Annotated in this window: 15 protein-coding genes; 8 read left to right on the top strand and 7 right to left on the bottom strand. The window is 70.8% G+C overall.

The features are described 5' to 3' along the window. Positions 1 to 99 precede the first annotated feature (99 nt). Together OG963_RS23885 and sigJ are read right to left on the bottom strand one after the other, a co-directional pair. Positions 100 to 1,296 carry an NAD(P)/FAD-dependent oxidoreductase gene (locus OG963_RS23885; protein ID WP_093930951.1) on the bottom strand — a complete coding sequence of 399 codons (1,197 nt, stop codon included), beginning with the start codon at positions 1,294 to 1,296 and terminating at the stop codon, positions 100 to 102. 92 nt (positions 1,297 to 1,388) lie between these two features. After that, positions 1,389 to 2,333 (bottom strand): RNA polymerase sigma factor SigJ, encoded by a 945-nt coding sequence (sigJ, locus tag OG963_RS23890; RefSeq protein ID WP_093930950.1) that lies wholly within the window; start codon positions 2,331 to 2,333, stop codon positions 1,389 to 1,391. Between the two features lie 143 nt (positions 2,334 to 2,476). Here sigJ and OG963_RS23895 point away from each other — a divergent pair, with 143 nt between their 5' ends. The 6 genes from OG963_RS23895 (at position 2,477) to OG963_RS23920 (ending at position 10,241) form a co-directional block, all read left to right on the top strand. Then, positions 2,477 to 3,385: a DUF2797 domain-containing protein gene (locus tag OG963_RS23895; protein ID WP_093773965.1), complete on the top strand. Its 909-nt coding sequence runs from the start codon at positions 2,477 to 2,479 to the stop codon at positions 3,383 to 3,385. Between the two features lie 50 nt (positions 3,386 to 3,435). Beyond that, positions 3,436 to 4,314, top strand: coding sequence for an amidohydrolase family protein (locus tag OG963_RS23900; RefSeq protein WP_093773967.1), 879 nt, complete (start codon positions 3,436 to 3,438; stop codon positions 4,312 to 4,314). Between the two features lie 78 nt (positions 4,315 to 4,392). Next, on the top strand, positions 4,393 to 5,130 hold the full coding sequence (locus tag OG963_RS23905; protein WP_371799424.1) for a response regulator transcription factor: 738 nt from the start codon (positions 4,393 to 4,395) through the stop codon (positions 5,128 to 5,130). Between the two features lie 16 nt (positions 5,131 to 5,146). After that, positions 5,147 to 6,757, top strand: a complete 1,611-nt coding sequence (locus OG963_RS23910) for a HAMP domain-containing sensor histidine kinase (RefSeq protein WP_093930992.1) — start codon at positions 5,147 to 5,149, stop codon at positions 6,755 to 6,757. Between the two features lie 26 nt (positions 6,758 to 6,783). Continuing rightward, positions 6,784 to 8,085 carry a bifunctional glycosyltransferase family 2/GtrA family protein gene (locus OG963_RS23915; RefSeq protein ID WP_093773969.1) on the top strand — a complete coding sequence of 434 codons (1,302 nt, stop codon included), beginning with the start codon at positions 6,784 to 6,786 and terminating at the stop codon, positions 8,083 to 8,085. Beyond that, positions 8,082 to 10,241, top strand: a complete 2,160-nt coding sequence (locus OG963_RS23920) for a glycosyltransferase family 39 protein (protein ID WP_371799425.1) — start codon at positions 8,082 to 8,084, stop codon at positions 10,239 to 10,241. Before OG963_RS23915 ends, OG963_RS23920 begins: the two co-directional genes overlap by 4 nt. 13 nt (positions 10,242 to 10,254) lie before the next feature. Here OG963_RS23920 and OG963_RS23925 read toward each other — a convergent pair whose 3' ends face one another. Next, positions 10,255 to 11,097 (bottom strand): endonuclease/exonuclease/phosphatase family protein, encoded by an 843-nt coding sequence (locus OG963_RS23925; RefSeq protein WP_093773973.1) that lies wholly within the window; start codon positions 11,095 to 11,097, stop codon positions 10,255 to 10,257. A 191-nt stretch (positions 11,098 to 11,288) separates the two neighbouring features. Here OG963_RS23925 and OG963_RS23930 point away from each other — a divergent pair, with 191 nt between their 5' ends. Both OG963_RS23930 and OG963_RS23935 read left to right on the top strand, forming a co-directional pair. Further along, a complete protein-coding gene (locus OG963_RS23930; protein ID WP_371799426.1) occupies positions 11,289 to 12,812 on the top strand; it encodes an MFS transporter in 1,524 nt (507 codons plus the stop codon). A 253-nt stretch (positions 12,813 to 13,065) separates the two neighbouring features. Continuing rightward, the gene (locus tag OG963_RS23935) at positions 13,066 to 13,824 is read left to right on the top strand and encodes a TetR/AcrR family transcriptional regulator (protein ID WP_030929813.1); all 759 of its coding nucleotides are present in this window, start codon (positions 13,066 to 13,068) and stop codon (positions 13,822 to 13,824) included. 25 nt (positions 13,825 to 13,849) lie between these two features. Here the strand turns inward: OG963_RS23935 and OG963_RS23940 are convergent, their stop codons facing one another. The 4 genes from OG963_RS23940 to OG963_RS23955 form a co-directional block, all read right to left on the bottom strand. After that, entirely contained in the window at positions 13,850 to 14,800 is a 951-nt protein-coding gene (locus OG963_RS23940; RefSeq protein WP_093773979.1) for an NAD(P)-dependent oxidoreductase, read from the bottom strand. A 13-nt stretch (positions 14,801 to 14,813) separates the two neighbouring features. Continuing rightward, entirely contained in the window at positions 14,814 to 15,284 is a 471-nt protein-coding gene (locus OG963_RS23945; protein ID WP_030929807.1) for a PPOX class F420-dependent oxidoreductase, read from the bottom strand. Positions 15,285 to 15,293: 9 nt separating this feature from the next. Then, the gene (locus OG963_RS23950) at positions 15,294 to 16,109 is read right to left on the bottom strand and encodes a YceI family protein (protein WP_093773981.1); all 816 of its coding nucleotides are present in this window, start codon (positions 16,107 to 16,109) and stop codon (positions 15,294 to 15,296) included. A gap of 156 nt (positions 16,110 to 16,265) precedes the next feature. Beyond that, positions 16,266 to 18,749: an MFS transporter gene (locus OG963_RS23955; protein ID WP_371799427.1), complete on the bottom strand. Its 2,484-nt coding sequence runs from the start codon at positions 18,747 to 18,749 to the stop codon at positions 16,266 to 16,268.

Here is an 18,749-nt window from a genome sequence, read left to right on the forward strand (position 1 = left end):
CGGAGCCCCGTGGCTGTGGCGGCCGACCGGGTGGATCCACCCACCTGTTCGCGCCCGGGGACCGAGTCGTCGTCCAAGGCCCGTAGAAGTGCGGCCGGGTCAGGCCGACGCGTTGACGGCCGATCCTGCCCGGGCCCGATCCTGCGCGACGCGGCGCCGCCGAGTCGGCATCCCGAGCGTGGGGTTGGTGACGCCCCAGGCCGCGCCTTTGCAGACCAGCTCCTTGTAGACGGCGGCGAGCCGTCCGGTCAGGGCCGTCCGGACGGCACGGTCGTCGGCGGTGACGTACTGGATCACGCCTTCCTTGCGGCCCAGTGAGATGCACTGGTTGAAGTAGCGGAGCGGCGCGTTCGGGAGCTTCCCGCCGGTCAGGCGTGCCGCGATGGCGTCGGTTGCCTGCCACGCGGTGGGGGTGCCCGAGGCGCACGACATCCGCAGCGGCTTGTCGCCGGGGCCCATGGCCATGGCCGCGTCGCCGATGGCGTACACGTCCGGGTGCGAGACCGAACGCATGGTCCCGTCGACCACGATCTGCCCTGTGCCGGTGACCTCCAGAGCGGTGGCCTTCGCGATCGGGTGGACCGCGAAGCCGGTGGTCCACACGGTGACCGCGGCCGGGACGGACGTGCCGTCGGCGGTGGTGACGCAGTCGGCCTCCACGCCGGTGACGGCGGTCCGCTCGTGCACGGTGATGCCGAGCTTGTCGAAGACCTTCCGCAGGTGCCGGCGGCCTTTGGGCGAGAGCCAGTCGCCGAGCCCGCCGCGGGCGGCGAGGGCGACGTCGAGGTCCGGGCGGGCCTCGGCGATCTCGGCCGCGGCCTCCAGGCCGGTGAGGCCGCCGCCGACGACGACGACGGACTGTCCGGCGTCCAGGCCGGCCAGGCGCTTGCGCAGCCGGAGTGCTCCGGGGCGGCCGCTGATCTCGTGGGCGTGCTCGGCGGCGCCGGGGACGTCCTGGGTGTTCCAGCCGCTGCCGAGGGCGTACACGAGGCTGTCGTACTCCAACTCCTCGGCACCGTTCGCGTCGATGACGGCGACAGTCTTGCTGTCGACGTCGACGCCGGTGACCTTCGCGAGCTTCAGTTCGACGCCGGTGCCCGCGAACATCTCGCTGAAGGGCCGGGGCTTGAGGTTCTGGCCGACGGCCAGCTGGTGCATCCGGACGCGCTCGACGAAGTCGGGCTCGGCGTTGACGAGAGTGATGGCGACGTCCTCGGGTCGCAGCCGCTTGGCGAGGCGACCGGCGGCGATGGCTCCGGTGTATCCGGCTCCGAGGACGATGATTCGGTGCTGCATTCCCTGCTCCTGTCTCGCGCGGGTTCGCCACTTGAACCGGGCAGCCCGCCGTTTCCTGACAAGGGAGCGATGTGAAGCACCTCACATCGAGGTCAGAAGGCGTTGAGCAAGGGTTCCCCGTGGTCCCCGGCCGCCCACCGCCGGGTCGCGCGTTCGAGCTTGTCCGGGTTGACCTGGTTGCGGAACGCGGCAATCCCCTCGGCGGTGATCTCCAGGCACATGACGCCGACGACCCGGCCGTCGAAGACAGCCACGAGGGCGGGGGCGCCGTTCGCGGTCGTGGCGTAGATCCCGGGGGAGCCGCCGACGATGGCGCGCTTGGCCTTGCCGGGCTTGAACAGGCCCCGCACGAATTTCGCGACCGCGAGGGCGCCTTCGAACGCCTTGGCGCGGGCCGGGACCTTCCCGCCGCCGTCGCCGATCGAGATGGCGTCTTCGGTGAGCAGCCGCACGAGCGGCTCGGTCCGGCCGCTGGTGGCGGCCGCGAGGAACTCCTCGACGATTCGCCGGGCTGCGGCCTCGTCGATCTCGGTGCGGGTCCTGCCGTCCGCGACGTGCTTCTTGGCGCGGTGGAAGATCTGCTGGCTGGCGGCCTCGGTGATGTCGAGGATCTCAGCGATCTGCCGGTGCGGGTAGTCGAAGGCCTCCCGCAGCACGTACACCACCCGTTCGTTGGGGGAGAGGCGCTCCATGAGAGTGAGGACCGCGTACGAGACGGATTCGCGCTGCTCGGCGGTGTCGGCCGGGCCGAGCATCGGGTCCCCGGCGAGCAGCGGCTCGGGCAGCCATTGGCCCACATAGGTCTCGCGCCGGGCCCGGGCCGAGGTGAGCTGGTTGAGGCACAGGTTGGTGAGAACCTTCGTCAGCCAGGCCTCGGGGACCTCGATGCGGTCGATGTCAGCGGCCTGCCAGCGCAGGAACGTGTCCTGCACGGCGTCCTCGGCATCGCTCGCAGAGCCGAGGAGGCGGTAGGCGATGGCCTCCAGACGGGGCATGCAGGCTTCGAACCGGTCCATGTCGTTCACGGTCAGAGCCATGGCCCGGATCCTAGTACCGTGACGGACCTCGGGCTGCGTCCCTGCGCTGTTCGACCGTACTGGTCGGCGTGGTCGTCGCATCCGTTCGCGGTCTGTTCGTCAGGATCTCCGCCCCGGCGCGGAGCCTCGTTACGATCGCACGCATGAGCTGGCACTGCACCGGGTTGCGATGGCCCCAGGAAGGGCCGGTCCTGGGGTGGCAGAAGGGCGGGGCGACGGATCGGGCGAAGCGTGAGTCCGGTTCGACGCGGGTGAGTGTCCTTGTGTACGGGAAGGAGCTCGGGTTCCGCGCCGGCGGTGAGCGGCACTGTGTGGGCGCTCGGGGGAACGAATGTCCGCTGGGGGCCGTGGTGTCCGGGCGGAGTACGGGGGCGCGGTGCCCGGAGTGCGCGCGGCTGGACCGGGCGCACTCGGTGGCTGCCGACACGATTGCCGACGACCCGCGGACGTACCGCGTCTATCTCGCCTGGTTCGGGCCCTCCATGGTGAAGGTGGGGATCACCGCCGAGGAGCGGGGTGCGGCGCGGCTGAGGGAGCAGGGGGCCGTGGTCTACAGCTGGCTGGGGCGCGGGCCGCTGATGGCGGCGCGGCGTACCGAGGAGCTGTTGCGGTCGGCGCTGGGGGTGCCGGACCGGATCCCGTACGTACGCAAGCGTGCGGTGCGGGCCGCGCTGCCCGGGGCGGCGGAACGGGTCGCGGAGGTCGAGGGGCTGTACGGGCGGGCGGCTGAACTGGAGCGGGACGGGGCCGGGTGGCCGCAGTCGCTGGAGCGGCTGCCGTTCGAGCCCGTCGATCACACCGGGTTGTTCGGGCTCGACGGTCCGGTCGAAGTGGCGCGGTCGGTGACCGAGTTGACGGACGGCGGGGTGGTCGCGGGGCGGCTGGTCGCGGCCGCAGGGCCCGATCTGCATCTGGCGGCCACGGACGGGGTGGTCGTGCTGGACACCCGGCTGATGACCGGATGGGAGCTGGTGGGGGCAGATGCCCGGTCGGGGGTGACTGCGCCGGTGACCGATATCGGGGGCGGCGGCGTGCAGGACGGGCTCTTCTGAGATCGTCGGTGATCAGGTCGGGACGGGTCTGGGCGGAGGAGGAGTGCGTGGTGAGTGGCGGCAGCGATGACGTGGTGCGGTTCTGGGAAAGGCTCGGGCTGCCGGGACTGATCGATGTCCATACGCATTTCATGCCGGAGCGGGTGCTCCGCAAGGTGTGGGCGTACTTCGACTCCGTCGGTCCGCTCACCGGTACGGAGTGGCCGATCGCCTACCGGCACGACGAGGACGAACGGCTCGCGCTGCTCCGGTCCTTCGGCGTGCGGCGGTTCACCTCGATGCTCTATCCGCACAAGGCGGGGATGGCGGCCTGGCTGAACGGATGGGCGGCCGACTTCGCTCGCCGGGTGCCGGATTGTCTGCACACCGCGACCCTCTTCCCCGAGGACGGCGTGGAGCGTTACGTCCGCGAGGCTGTCGAGGCGGGGGCGCGCATCTTCAAGTCGCACCTTCAGGTCGGGGCGTACGACGCGAACGATCCACTGCTCGAACCGGTCTGGGGGCTGCTGGCGGAGGCCGAGGTCCCGGTCGTGATGCACTGCGGGTCGGGTCCCGCGCCCGGTAAGTACACCGGGCCCGAGCCGGTCGGCCGGCTGCTCGCCCGGCACCCGCGGCTGCGGCTGGTGGTGGCACACATGGGGATGCCCGAGTACGCGGAGTTCCTGGCGCTGGCGGAGGCGTACCCCGAGGTTCGGCTCGATACGACGATGGCGTTCACGGACTTCTCGGAGGACCTCACGCCGTTCCCGGTGGCGGAGCGGGGACGGCTCGCCGATCTCGGGGACCGGATTCTGCTGGGGACGGACTTCCCGAACATTCCGTACCCGTACGTGCACCAGTTGCATGCCCTGGAGCGGCTGGAGTTGGGGGACGACTGGTTGCGGGCGGTCTGCTACGAGAACGCGCACACGATGTTCGACCGGCGCTGAGCCGGCGTCTTCCGGTTTCTCAGGGAATTCACAGGATCGGAAAAGGGCCCTCTCAGAGGCGTCCCACAGGGTTGCGGCATGACGACGACCACGCCCCAGGGGCGTACCGAACTGCTGAGGCCGGACCGCAATCCTGTCCGCGTGCTGGTCGTGGACGACGAGGCACCGCTCGCCGAGCTGCTCTCCATGGCCCTGCGCTACGAGGGCTGGGAGGTGCGCAGCGCCGGGGACGGTGCGAGTGCCGTCCGCATGGCGTGCGACTTCCGGCCCGATGCGGTGATCCTCGATGTGATGCTGCCCGACACCGACGGGCTCTCGGTGCTCGGCAGGCTTCGCCGGGACCTCTCCGAAGTCCCCGTGCTGTTCCTGACCGCACGTGACTCGGTGGAGGACCGGATCGCCGGCCTCACGGCGGGCGGCGACGACTATGTGACGAAGCCGTTCAGCCTGGAGGAGGTCGTGGCACGGCTGCGTGGGCTGATCCGGCGATCCGGCACGGCGACGGTACGGAGCGAGTCGACGCTCGTCGTCGGTGACCTGGTGCTCGACGAGGACAGCCATGAGGTGAGTCGGGGGACGGCCTCCATCCACCTCACCGCGACCGAGTTCGAGCTGCTGCGCTTCCTGATGCGCAATCCGCGACGGGTGCTGAGCAAGGCGCAGATCCTGGACCGGGTGTGGAACTACGACTTCGGCGGGCAGGCGAACGTCGTCGAGCTGTACATCTCGTATCTGCGCAAGAAGATCGACGCCGGACGGACGCCGATGATCCACACCCGGCGCGGGGCCGGATATCTCATCAAGCCCGGTGAATGACGCGGTGAACGGCCCGGTGAGCCGTACGGCGGGGCGGCGCGGAGAGCGGTGGGGACGAGGGCCGTGGACACTGCGGACCCGGCTGGTGGTGTCCGCGGTGACGCTGATCGCCGTGGTGGCCGCGGTGATCGGTTCGGTCACCACCATCGCGTTCCACAGTTACATGTACGGCAAGCTCGACGACCAGCTGGGCTCCATCGCCATGCGGGCCACGAAGCCGCCGCCGGGCGGCGGCGCGGCCGGCGCGGGTGGTCGGCCGATGCCCGCCGACGGCCCGGACGACGATCCGCTGGCCTTCATAGATGCCCGCGGGCAGCCTTTCGGCACGCTCGGTGCGGTGTCCGTGGACGGCTCGATCACTGCGTCGAGCGTGGTCCAGGACAACTCCGCCGCCCTCGAGCAGAGCGCCGTGGCCGGTGAGAGGCGGCTGAAGGAGGCGGAGGAGAAGGCCCTGGAGGCGGCGCACGTCGAGATCGGGGACGGGGCGCGGAGCGTCGATCTGCCCGGGCTCGGCGCGTACCGCGTGACGGCAGTCGAGGGGGCGGACGGGACGACGACCGTCCTCGTCGGCATCCCCGCCGCCGAGGTGCGCGGCGCCCTCACCACCCTGATCCTCGTCGAGGTCTGTGTCACCGGGGCCGGGCTGATCGCCGCCGGGATCGCCGGGGCCGCCATGGTCGGGGTTGCGCTGCGGCCACTGCGCCGGGTCGCAGCGACCGCCACCCGGGTCTCCGAACTCCAGCTGCACAGCGGTGAGGTGGCACCCCTGGAGCGGGTGCCGGCCGCCGAGGCGGATCCGCGGACCGAGGTCGGACAGGTGGGCGCGGCGCTCAACCGGATGCTGGGCCATGTCGGTTCGGCACTGGCGGTGCGCCAGGAGAGCGAGATGCGGGTGCGGCAGTTCGTCGCGGACGCCAGCCATGAGCTGCGGACTCCGCTGGCCTCGATCCGCGGCTACGCCGAACTGACCCGGCGTGGACGCGAGGAGACCGGTCCGGACACCCGGCACGCGCTGGGGCGGATCGAGTCCGAGGCGGAGCGGATGACGGGCATGGTGGAGGATCTGCTGCTCCTGGCCCGCCTCGATGCCGGGCGCCCGCTCTCGTACGAGAGCACTGATCTGTCACCGATCGTCGTCGACGCGGTGAGCGATGCCCGCGCAGCCGGGCAGCGGGGTCACCACTGGCGGCTGGAGCTGCCCGACGAACCCGCGACCGCGCACGCAGATCCGACAAGGATCCACCAGGTGCTGGTCAATCTGCTGGCCAATGCCCGTACGCACACCCCACCCGGCACCACCGTCACCGCGCGCGTACGGGCCGGGGCCGCTCATCCGTGGGTGACGCTGGAGGTGCAGGACGACGGGCCGGGAATCCCGGCGCAGCTGCTGCCGCATGTCTTCGAACGGTTCGCGCGCGGCGATGCTTCGCGCTCGCGCAGCGCCGGTTCCACCGGGCTCGGCCTGGCCATCGTGCAGGCCGTCGTCACTGCGCACGGCGGCCGGGTGGAGGTGCGGTCGGTACCGGGGTGCACGGTCTTCGCCGTCCATCTGCCTGCGGTGCTGCCTGCTGCTCCGCCGGTCCGTACCGACTCACAGCACAGCCACAGGTCCATCACACCGGTGTGACAGCGGGGTTGGCGACTGTCGATGACATGCGAACCGACTCTTCCTGGAGCACCTTGCCGGCCCGGGAGCATCTCCTGGCCGGAGCGGTGGACGCGGCAGACGCCCCCGTCCTCGACGTGGTGGTACCCGTCTACAACGAGGAGAAGGACCTCGAGACCTGTGTGTTGCGCCTGCACGACCATCTGGTGCGCACTTTCCCGTACGCCTTCCGGATCACCGTCGCCGACAACGCGAGCACCGACCGCACGCCCCAGGTGGCGGCCCGGCTGGCGGCGTTCCTCCCGCGGTGCCGCTCGTACCGGCTGGAGGAGAAGGGGCGCGGGCGGGCGCTGCGTACCGTCTGGTCGCAGTCGGACGCCCCGGTCCTCGCCTATATGGACGTCGATCTCTCCACCGACCTCAACGCCCTGCTCCCGCTCGTCGCACCGCTGATCTCCGGGCATTCGGACCTGGCCATCGGATCGCGACTGGCCCGCAGTTCGCGTGTCGTGCGGGGATCGAAGCGGGAGTTCATCTCGCGGGCCTACAACCTCATCCTCCGGTCGTCGCTGGCCGCCCGGTTCAGCGACGCGCAGTGCGGGTTCAAGGCCATCCGGCGGGACGTCGCGCAGCGCCTGCTGCCGATGGTCGAGGACACCGGCTGGTTCTTCGACACCGAGATGCTGGTCCTCGCGGAGCGCGCCGGGCTGCGCATCCATGAGGTCCCGGTGGACTGGGTCGACGACCCCGACTCCACGGTCCACATCGTGCGGACGGCTACCGAGGATCTGAAAGGTGTGTGGCGGGTGGGTCGGGCGCTGGCCGTCGGGGCACTGCCGCTGGACCGTCTCGCCCGGCCCTTCGGGGACGACCCGCGCGACCGCGGACTGAGCGGTGTGCCGGGCGGCCTGGCCCGGCAGCTGGTCGGGTTCTGCGTCGTGGGCGCGCTCTCCACGCTCTTCTATCTCGCCCTGTACTCGCTCTTCCGACTGGGCGCCGGCCCGCAGATCGCCAACGGCGGTGCGCTGCTGGTGTCGGCCGTCGCCAATACGGCAGCCAACCGGAGGCTCACCTTCGGCGTACGCGGCCGGAGCGGCGCGGTACGCCATCAGGCTCAGGGCCTCGTCGTCTTCGCCGTCGGCCTCGCGCTGACCAGTGGCTCGCTGGCGGCGCTGGGCGCGGCCTCCGGATCGCCCTCGCACGGCACGGAGCTCGCCGTGCTGATCGCGGCCAACCTCGCGGCGACGGTGCTGCGGTTCCTGCTGTTGCGCGCCTGGGTCTTCCCGGACCGGGCCCCCGCGACCGGCCGCGCCGACGACACTCACCACGAACTGGGGAACGTCCGATGACCACCCTGCACCCCACCGACCGATTTCCGGCACCGCCGACCACGGCCGCACCGGCTGCGGACGAGCCGTTCCTGCGGCGCCTACGGAAGGGCAGGCCCGAGGACCCGCGCTGGGCACGGCCCGCCTTCCTCGCCCTGTTGCTGGCCATCGCGCTGGCGTACCTGTGGAACCTCAGCGCCTCCGGTTACGCCAACTCCTTCTACTCCGCCGCCGTACAGGCCGGCAGCCAGAGCTGGAAGGCGTTCTTCTTCGGTTCGCTGGACGCGGCGAACGCCATCACCGTCGACAAACCCCCGGCCACGCTCTGGCCGATGGCCCTGTCGGTGCGGATCTTCGGCCTCAGCTCGTGGGCGATCCTCGCTCCGCAGGTGTTGATGGGGGTGGCGACGGCCGGGGTGCTGTACGCGGCGGTGCGCCGCCGGTTCGGTGCGGCTGCCGGACTGATCACGATGACGGTGTTCGCGCTCACGCCCGTGACCGCGCTGATGTTCCGCTTCAACAACCCGGACGCGCTGCTCGCGCTGCTGATGACCGTGACCGTCTACTGCGTGCTGCGCGCGCTGGAGAACGGCCGGACGAAGTGGCTCGTGTGGGCCGGGGTCGCGGTCGGTCTTGCGTTCCTGTCGAAGACCTTGCAGGCGTTCCTGATCCTGCCGCCGCTGGCCGTGCTGTACGTGGTGTGCGCGCCGACGACGGTACGGAAGCGGTTCGGTCAACTCGGGCTGTCGGCGCTCGCGATGGTGGTCGCGGGCGGCTGGTGGGTGGCGGTCGTCGAGCTCTGGCCCGCCTCCTCCCGCCCGTACATCGGCGGTTCGCAGAACAACTCCTTCCTGGAACTGACCTTCGGCTACAACGGGCTCGGCCGGATCAGCGGCGACGAGACCGGCAGCGTCGGCGGTGGCGGTGGCGGTGGTCAGTCCGGCGGCCAGTGGGGCGAGACCGGCATCGGGCGGATGTTCAACTCCGAGATCGGGAGCCAGATCTCCTGGCTGCTGCCCGCCGCGCTGATCCTGCTCGCCGCGGGCATCTGGATCACCTGGAAGGCGAAGCGGACGGACACCGCCCGCGCGGCCTTCCTCGCCTGGGGCGGCTCGCTGCTGATGACCGCGGTCGTCTTCAGCTTCATGGCCGGCATCTTCCACCAGTACTACACGGTCGCCCTGGCCCCGTACATCGCGGCGCTCGTCGGCATGGGCGTCACGGTCCTGTGGGAGGAGCGGGGCAAGTGGGCGGCGAGCGGAGTGCTCGGCGCCACGGTCGCTGTCACGGCGCTGTGGTCGTACGTGTTGCTGGGGCGGACCCCGGACTACCTGCCGTGGCTGCGCTGGGCCGTCCTCGTCGGCGGTCTCGTGGGTGCGGTGGGTCTGCTGCCGGCGGCGCGGGCCGGGCGCCGGCTGGCGTTCACCGCGGTGGGGATCGGTTTCGTCGCATCTCTGGCCGGGCCGGCCGCGTACACCCTGAGCACGCTGAACACCGGGCACCAGGGCTCGATCGTCACGGCCGGTCCGTCGGGCGCCGGCACGATGGGCGGTGGCGGCCGGGGTGGTCCCGGGGGTGGCGGCGGAATACAGCCTCCGGGACCGAACAGCCGGAACGGTCAGGCCGGTCAGCAGGGCGGTGCCATGGGCCGGCCGCCGACCGGCGGCCAGGGCGGCTTTCCGGGTGGCGGCGGGCAGGGGCAGGCCCAGGGCAATCAGCAGAACACCGGGCAGCAGAACGGCATGCCGGGCGGCGGCCCTGGCGGCATGGCCGAGGGCGGCATGGGCGGAGGCGGCGGCATGGGCGGTCTGCTGAACGGCTCGTCGGTCGGCTCGCAGGCCAAGAAGCTCCTGGAGAAGAACGCCGACGCCTACACCTGGGCGGCCGCGGCCATCGGCTCGCAGAACGCCGCCAGTTACCAGCTCGCCACCGGCGACCCGGTGATGGCGATCGGCGGCTTCAACGGCAGTGACCCGTCCCCGACGCTCGCCCAGTTCAAGCAGTACGTCGAGGACGGAAGGATCCACTACTTCATTTCGAGCGGCACGGGCGGGACGGGCGGCATGGGCGGCGACAGCGGCACCTCGTCCAAGATCAGCTCGTGGGTCGAGGACACCTTCGAGAAGGTCACCGCAGGCAGCTCGACCTTCTACGACCTGACTCGGCCCAAGAGCTGATCCGAACCCGCCGTCAGTGTCGGAGCAGCAGCAGATCGGCGACAACGGGGCGGTGGTCCGAGGCAAGTGTCTCGGCCACCGCCGCGTCGCGTACCCGTACGCCGTCCTTGGACACGGCCACGAAATCGATCCGCTTCACGGGGTTCAGAGCGGGGTAGGTCGGCGCGCCCGGTTCGGCATCGGCCAGCTCCTCCCAGAGGGGGGCGAGTTCCGGAGCGCCCGGCTCCGCGTTGAAGTCGCCGAGCAGCACCTTCCGCCCCTCGTCCTCCGCCATGATGCGCCGGGTGTCGGCGACCTGCGCGATCCGTACGGACGGGTCGCCTCGGTAGTCGAGGTGCGTCACATATACATGCACGGGCATCCCCTTCACCCGTACGACCACCTCCCCGAAGCCGGGCGCGGGCGCCGGAACGGGGTCGGGGACCTGGGTGGAGAGCCTGGTGATCTCGTGGTTCTCGGCGCTCACGATCCGGTACCTGGACAGCACCGCCACTCCGAACTCACGCCGTGACGCTCCCGGTGTCGTGGGATCGAGGCTGTATATCGGGGCGAACGACACCCGCATGTGCAGCCGCTCGGCCAGCTCGCCCGCGACATCCCGCCACTGGCTGCGGGTGTCCCAGTGGACGTCCACCTCCTGAAGCCCGATCACATCGGCGTCCAGCGCGCGTAGTTCCGCCGCCTGCCGGTCCAGATCGAAGACGTTGTCCATGCCGGCGCCCGCATGGATGTTGTACGTGGCGACGCGCAGCGGCACCGGATGGCCGTGCCCGGCGGCTTGGGCGGGCGGGACGGCGGCCACCCCCAACAGGCCCGCAGCGATCAGGACTTCCACCGTACGACGACGCAATGACATGCCACTCCCGGTGTTAGGGCCTCTCGTTTGGATCAGGCCGGATCTGATCCAAACGAAAGACCCTGGTCGGCTCCTTCTCGGATCAGCGCCGAGCACCGTACCGCGCGAAAGTTGCTTGAACGCCGTTCGCGGGTTGTTTTACGGTGTACAACGATTCTCCCGTACACCGTATAAGAACTCCAGGAGCCCGCATGACGGCGACCACAGCCGCCCAGAACCGGCTCACGTCCCCGGGCCACCCGCAGCGCTGGGTGATCCTCGGCGTCATCTGCCTCGCCCAGCTCACCGTGCTGCTCGACAACACGGTCCTCAACGTCGCGATCCCCTCGCTCACCCGGGAGCTGGACGCATCCACCGCCGACGTGCAGTGGATGATCAACGCCTACTCGCTCGTCCAGTCGGGTCTGCTGCTCACCGCGGGCAGCTCCGCCGACCGGTACGGCCGCAAGAAGATGCTGCTCGCGGGCCTCGCCCTGTTCGGTGTCGGTTCCCTGGTGGCGGGGCTCGCCCAGTCGTCCGGGCAACTGATCGCCGCCCGTGCGGGCATGGGCATCGGCGGTGCACTGCTGATCACCACGACCCTCGCCGTCGTCGTCCAGATCTTCGACGACGCCGAGCGCGTGAAGGCGATCGGTATCTGGTCCACCGTCAACTCGCTCGGTTTCGCCGTCGGGCCGCTGATCGGCGGGGTCATGCTCGACCACTTCTGGTGGGGCGCGATCTTCCTGGTCAACATTCCGGTCGCGGTCATCGGCCTGGTCGCCGTGGTCCGGCTCGTTCCCGAGTCCAAGAACCCGCGCGGCGACCGCCCCGACGTGCTCGGGGCGCTGCTCTCCACCGTCGGTATGGCCGCTGTCGTCTACGCGATCATCTCCGGGCCGGCCCACGGCTGGGCCTCGGGCCAGGTCCTGCTCACGGCCTTCACCGGGGTCGCCGTCCTCACCGGCTTCGTGCTGTGGGAGCTGCACATCCCGTACCCGATGCTGGACATGCACTTCTTCCTGAACCAGAAGTTCATCGGGGCGGTCGCGGGTGCGATCCTGGTGGCGTTCGGGATGGGCGGCTCGCTGTTCCTGCTCACCCAGCAGCTCCAGTTCGTCCTCGGCTACGAGCCGCTGGAGGCGGGTCTGCGTACGGCTCCGCTGGCGCTGAGTGTCGTCGTGCTCAACCTCACGGGCCTGGGCGCCAGGCTGGTGCCCAGACTGGGCACGCCCGCCACCATCGCCGCCGGGATGAGTCTGCTGGCCGCGGGTCTCGCCGCGATCGCACTGTTCGGCGGCGACGGCTACGGCGGCATGCTGCTGGGCCTGGTCGTGATGGGCGCGGGCATCGCTCTCGCCATGCCCGCCATGGCCAACGCGATCATGAGTGCCATTCCGCCGGAGAAGGCGGGCGTGGGCGCCGGGGTCAACGGCACGCTGGCCGAATGCGGCAACGGGCTCGGGGTCGCGGTGCTCGGTGCGGTCCTGAACTCCCGGTTCGCCGCCCTCGTACCGGCGGCGGTCGGCGCCGCCTCACTGCCCGCCGCCGTCGCCGCGGCGACCGGAGACGGGGAGCGGCAGCGGATCACCGATGCCTTCGCCTCGGGGCTGGAGACGAGTCAGCTGGTCGGAGCGGTGGCGGTGCTGGCCGGCGGTCTGCTCGCCGCGGTACTTCTGCGGCGGGCGGAGCGGGCAGAATCGGCCCAGGCGGACTCGGCCGCGGTGGCGGCCTGAGGGCTGCCCCCAGCCCTGGTGGTTCAGCGCGCGGCGTCGGATGCGGGTGTCACAAGGCGCAGGGACGTCCTCATGCGGGCGTATCCGGGCGTTCCGACAGCTCGGCGAGGTGCCGTGGCCGTCGTCGCGCGCCCGCCAGGGATCATGGGACGGGCTTAGCATCAGGCGGGGCGTACCGAACCGCATGAATCCGGTTACTGCGCACAGGGTACGGATCCGGTCCGTCCCGCCGGCAAGACGAGGAGAGTGCGCCATGGTGTCCGCGGCCGACCGTGTGAACAGCCGTGCCCGGACCAGCGTCTGGTTGGACCGGCGGACACCCTCGCGCAACCGCAGGGCCGATCATCCGGCCGGACTCGACCGCGAGAAGATCACCGCGGCGGCGGTCCGGCTGCTGGACGCCGAGGGACTCGCCAAATTCTCCATGCGCCGGCTCGCCGCCGAGCTGGACGTCACCGCGATGTCCCTCTACTGGTACGTCGAGACCAAGGACGACCTGCTGGAGCTGGCCCTGGACTCGGTCTACAGCGAGATCGCACCTCCCCGGGAGGAGGCGCACTGGCACGAACGGCTGCGTGAACTGGCCACCACCTACCGGGAACTGCTGGTCCGGCACACCTGGGTGTCACCGCTCGCGGGTCACTTCCTCAACATCGGCCCGCACTCGATGCTGTTCTCGTACGCCGTCCAGGACGTGATCCGGGCGACGGGGCTGCCGCTGCGCAGGCAGACGGGAGCACTCTCCGCGGTCTTCCAGTTCGTGTACGGATTCGGCACCATCGAGGGCCACTTCGTGCAGCGCAGTGCGGAAGCGGGGCTCAGCCAGGACGAGTTCTTCCAGCAGGCGATGGGCACGATCCGGTCCCAGCCGCAACTCAGCCGGATCGTGGAGTCGTCGCAGGACCTGATGGACGCCCGCGGCGGCGACACGGTCGAGGAGATGCGCGAGCGGGACTTCACCTTCGCCCTGGACCTGCTGATCGCGGGCATCGAGGCGATGCGGGACCGCTGAGACCCTGGCTGTCCCGGTACGGCTCTCAGTACCCGCGCCCCACATCCACGGCCGTGTCCGGCACCCGGCCCTCCGCCATCGCGTCCCAGCACGCGGCGAAGTCGATGACGATGTCCTCGTCCGCCGTGATGCCCGCGGAGTGCGAGGTGACCACAGTGCGGGGCAGCTGCCAGCACCGGTCGCCGGTCCCGGCGGGCTCCTCGGGCAGTACGTCGAGCACCGCGCGTCCCACCGCACCGGTGTGCAGGGCGGCCTCCAGTGCTCGCATGTCCACTGTCGCGCCCCGGCCGACGTTGATGAACGTGGCTCCGCCCATGCCCGCGAAACGGTCCGTCCCGAAGAAGCCGTCCGTCGCGGGGGTCAGCGGCAGCGTGGACACCACCCACCGCGCCGAGGCGAGCGACTGTGCGTCGTCGTCCGCCCCGACGATGCGGTCGAAGCCCGCCGATGCCGTACGCGCCCCGCGCCCGACGCCCACGGTCCGGATGCCGCACGCCCGCAGCAGCCCGGCGACGGCCGAGCCGATGCGACCGGTCCCGTAGATCAGGGCGGTGCGCCCGGTGGCGAGTTCGGAGGGGATACGGCGCCACTCGGCCCGTGCGTGCTGGGCGGCGAACTCGGGGACCGACTGGCAGTCGGCGAGCACCCAGGCCAGTACGTACTGGGCGATCCGCTCACCCATACGGCCCACCGTCCGGGTGAGCAACGCCCCGGAGGGCCACGGTCCGGCGCCGAGCAGGGCGTCCGTACCGGCGTTCACGCTGTGGAACCACACCAACGGCCCGCCCCGAAGAGCGTCCGGCAGCGTGGCCCCGACGCAGATGAAGGGCTCCTCCGGCGGTGTGCCGGAGAAACCCTGTTCCACCGGACGGCCGGTGATCCGCTCCAGGCCGCGGACGACGGAGGGGCCGACGGTCGGTGCGGCCAGCAGCCGGGCCCGGGCGAGCAGGCCCGGCGCCGGAAGGTTCTCACTCATCCCCGGACAGCGGTCAGTTGCCGGACGCCAGGTGGGCGGGGAAACCGCCCGTGGCAATGGGCCCCCAGCGCTCCGGAGTGATGCGGATGATCGACTTGCCCTGCTTCACCATCGCCGCCCGGTATTCGTCCCAGTCCGGGTGCTCCCCCGAGATGTTCCGGAAGTACTCGACGAGCGGCTCGACCGAGTCGGGTGCGTCGATCACCTCGGCGGAGCCGTCGATCTGCACCCACGGCCCGTTCCAGTCGTCCGACAGGACGATCACGCTGACGCGCTCGTCCCGCTTCGCGTTACGGGTCTTGGCCCGTTCGGGGTAGGTCGAGACGACGATCCGGCCCGAGTCGTCGACGCCACAGGTCAGCGGGGAGCCCTGGGGGCGGCCGTCGGACCGGGTGGTCAGCAGGATCGCCCGGTGCCGGGGCCGCACGAACGCCAGCAACTCGTCGAGCTCCACGGCGGTGTTGGTCGCGATATTGGGTGCCATGACCGCAGACTACGACGGCAGGGAGTCACCCTGCACGGCCTGGATGTCCAGCTCGACCCGGAGCGTCGTACCGATCGCCGAGATGCCGGCCTGGACCACCTGGTTGTAGTTCATGGCGAAGTCGTCGCGGCGCAGCTCGGCCGTGGCGCTGAACGCCGCGCGCGTCCCGCCCCACGGGTCGGGGCCGGTGCCGAGGTAGCTCAGGTTCAGGTCGACGTCTCGCGCGACACCGTGCATCGTCAGCTCGCCGTGCACGGTCCAGCGGTCGGGACCGGCCGGGTCCAGCCCGTGGGAGCGGTACGTGATCTCCGGGAACCGGTCCGAGTCGAGGAAGTCCGCCGACCGCAGGTGCTTGTCCCGCATGTCGTTGCCGGTATCGATGCTGGCCGCGCTGATGATCGCGTCGACCCGGGACCGGTGGAGATCCTCGGCGATCTCGATCCGGCCGCTGAACTCGGTGAACCGGCCGTGCACGCTGGAGATCCCCAGGTGCTGCGCGACCGCGCCCACCGAGGAGTGCGCCGGGTCCAGCGACCAGGCACCCGGCGGCGGAAGCTCCACGCCGCCCTGGCGGGCCAGCACCACCGTGCCGGCCTCGACCCGGCCGCTCGCCGTGACGAGGGCGGTAGACGCGGCCGGGGCGTACCCGACCGCGGTCACGATCACCGTGTACGCGCCGGCGGGCAGCAGAGCGTCCGTCCGGACCGCCCCGTCCTCGTCGGCCGCGGCTCGCAGCACCTGGGTGCCGGTCATGTCGGTCACCGTCACGACCGCGTGCTGGACGGCCCAGCCGTCCCGCGTCCGTACCTGTGCGCGAAGTCCCATCCCGTTTCTCTCCTTGCTCCATGACTCAATGAGTCGGGCCCCGGGGCGGGGACGGCAGGCCGTCCCCTGCCTGCCGTCCCCACCACCGGGGCCCATTTCCACCGGGGGCAGCCTCTCCGCTCGAAGCGCTGTCCACCAGAGGTCTGTGCTACTCGATCACTCGCCGGGGTGGGCGAGCTCGATGTCGTGGCCGTCGACCCCGCGACCGGCCACGGTCAGCGCGCCGGCCACCGGCGGGTAGCCGGTCGCGATGACCGAGTACTCGCCCGCGTCCAGGTCGGCGAAGGCGTACGCCCCGTCCTCGCCGGTCGTCGAGGTGGCGACCACATTGCCCGCCGCGTCGACCAGCGTGACGCGGGCGTCCGGCAGCGGCCGCAGCGCGGCACCGGCCCGCACGACACCCTGGACCAGGGCGCCGGACTGCAGTGTGGCGTCGATCCGGGTGACCCCCTGGCCGCCGATCTCCACCGGAAGCGCCAGCGGACGGTACCCGGCGGCGTTCACCGCGACGGTCACCGCACCGGGCACCAGCTCGGTGAAGGTGAACCCGCCGTTCTCGGCGGACTTGCCGGTGGCCAGCACATCGCCGCGCACATCGGTCACGATGACCATGGCACCGTCGACCGGAGAGCCGCTCTCGGCGGCCCGCACGGTCCCGGCCAGGCCACTCGTACCGACGAGCAGGATGTCGTACGACAGCTGCTCGTCGCCGACGACCACGGTGGACGCCTGCGGCTGGAAACCGTCGGCGGACGCGATCAGGACGTAGCTGCCGGAGCCCGGCGCCTGCACGCCGTAGCTGCCGTCGGCCTGGGCGACGGAGCGCCCCAGCTGCCGGCCGCCCAGCGAGATCAGAGTGACGGCCGCACCGGCCACGGGCGCGCCCTCGGCGCCCCGCACCACACCGCGCACCGCCGTGCCCGGCGTGGTTGCCACCGGAGCCTCGAGCGTGTCGACCGAGGTGACCCCGGCCGCTCCCTCGGCGACCAGCGCGGCGGCACCGGACGGGACCTCGGCGAGCACCGCGGCAGGAACCTCGGCCTCCGCCGGGGCGTCGTTCGCGGCGTTCGTCTTCAGCGCGACCTCCTTGATGAAGATCGTGATCAGGAAGGCGATCAGCGCCGCCGGAGCGGCGAACAGGAAGACGTCGCCGACACCGTGTCCGTAGGCGCTCTCCACGACCGTACGGAACGGTGCGGGCAGCTTGTCCAGGTCGGGGATGCCCCCGCCACCGGTACCGCCGTGGCCCAGGGCCGCGCCCTTCGGACCCAGGTCCGCGAGGCCGTCCTTGACGTAGTGGGTGACGCGGTTCGCCATGACGGCGCCCAGCGCCGAGACGCCGATCGCACCGCCGAGGGAACGGAAGAAGGTGACGACGGAGCTGGCCGAGCCCAGGTCGGACGGGGCGACCTGGTTCTGCGTGGCGAGCACCAGGTTCTGCATCATCATGCCGATGCCGAGACCCATCACGAACATGAAGATCGCGATGTGCCAGTACGTCGTGTCGTACCGGATCGTGCCGAGCAACCCGAGCCCGGCGGTGACCAGGAAACCACCGCTGACCAGCCAGGCCTTCCAGCGGCCGGTCTTGGTGATGATCTGACCGGAGATGGTCGACGAGAGGAACAGGCCGGTGATCATCGGGATCGTCATGACGCCGGACATCGTCGGCGACTTGCCGCGCGCCAGCTGGAAGTACTGGCTGAAGAAGACGGTGCCCGCGAACATGGCGACACCGACGAACAGCGAGGCGAGCGAGGCCAGCGTGATGGTGCGGTTACGGAAGAGGCGCAGCGGGATGATCGGCTCGCTGGCCCGGGACTCCGTGAAGACGAAGAGCAGGACGAGAGCCAGGGAGCCGGCCAGCATCACGCCGGTCTGCCAGGACATCCAGTCGTACTTGTCGCCCGCGAAGGTCACCCAGAGCAGCAGCAGCGAGACGGCGGCGCTGATGAAGAACGCGCCCGTCCAGTCGACCTTGACGTCACGCTTGACGACCGGGAGCTTCAGGGTCTTCTGGAGCACGATCAGTGCGATGACCGCGAACGGCACACCCACGTAGAAGCACCAGCGCCAGCCCATCCAGCTGGTGTCGGTGATGACACCGCCGAGCAGCGGGCCACCGACGGTGGCGACGGCGAAGACCGCGCCGAGGTAGCCGCTGTAGCGACCGCGCTCACGCGGGGCGATCATCGCGGCCATCACGATCTGGGCGAGGGCGGAGAGACCGCCGACGCCGATGCCCTGTACGACACGGCAGGCGATGAGCATGCCGCTGCTCGTCGACAGACCGGCCACGATCGAGCCGGTGACGTAGATGATCAGTGCTATCTGGACCAGCAGCTTCTTGCTGAACAGGTCGGAGAGCTTGCCCCACAGAGGGGTGGTGGCCGTCATCGCGAGCAGCGAGGCCGTGACGACCCAGGTGTACGCGGACTGGCCGCCGCCGAGGTCCGAGATGATCTCGGGCAGAGCGTTGGAGACGACGGTCGACGACAGGATCGCGACGAACATGCCGAGCAGCAGCCCGGTCAGTGCTTCCATGATCTGCCGGTGTGTCATCGGCGCGCCGTCGGGGGAAGCGGTTCCCCCGTGCTTGGCGTGGCCGCCCCGCACACCGGTGGGTGTGGTCGTAGCCAT

The organism is Streptomyces sp. NBC_01707 (genome assembly GCF_041438805.1).
Taxonomy (GTDB): domain Bacteria; phylum Actinomycetota; class Actinomycetes; order Streptomycetales; family Streptomycetaceae; genus Streptomyces.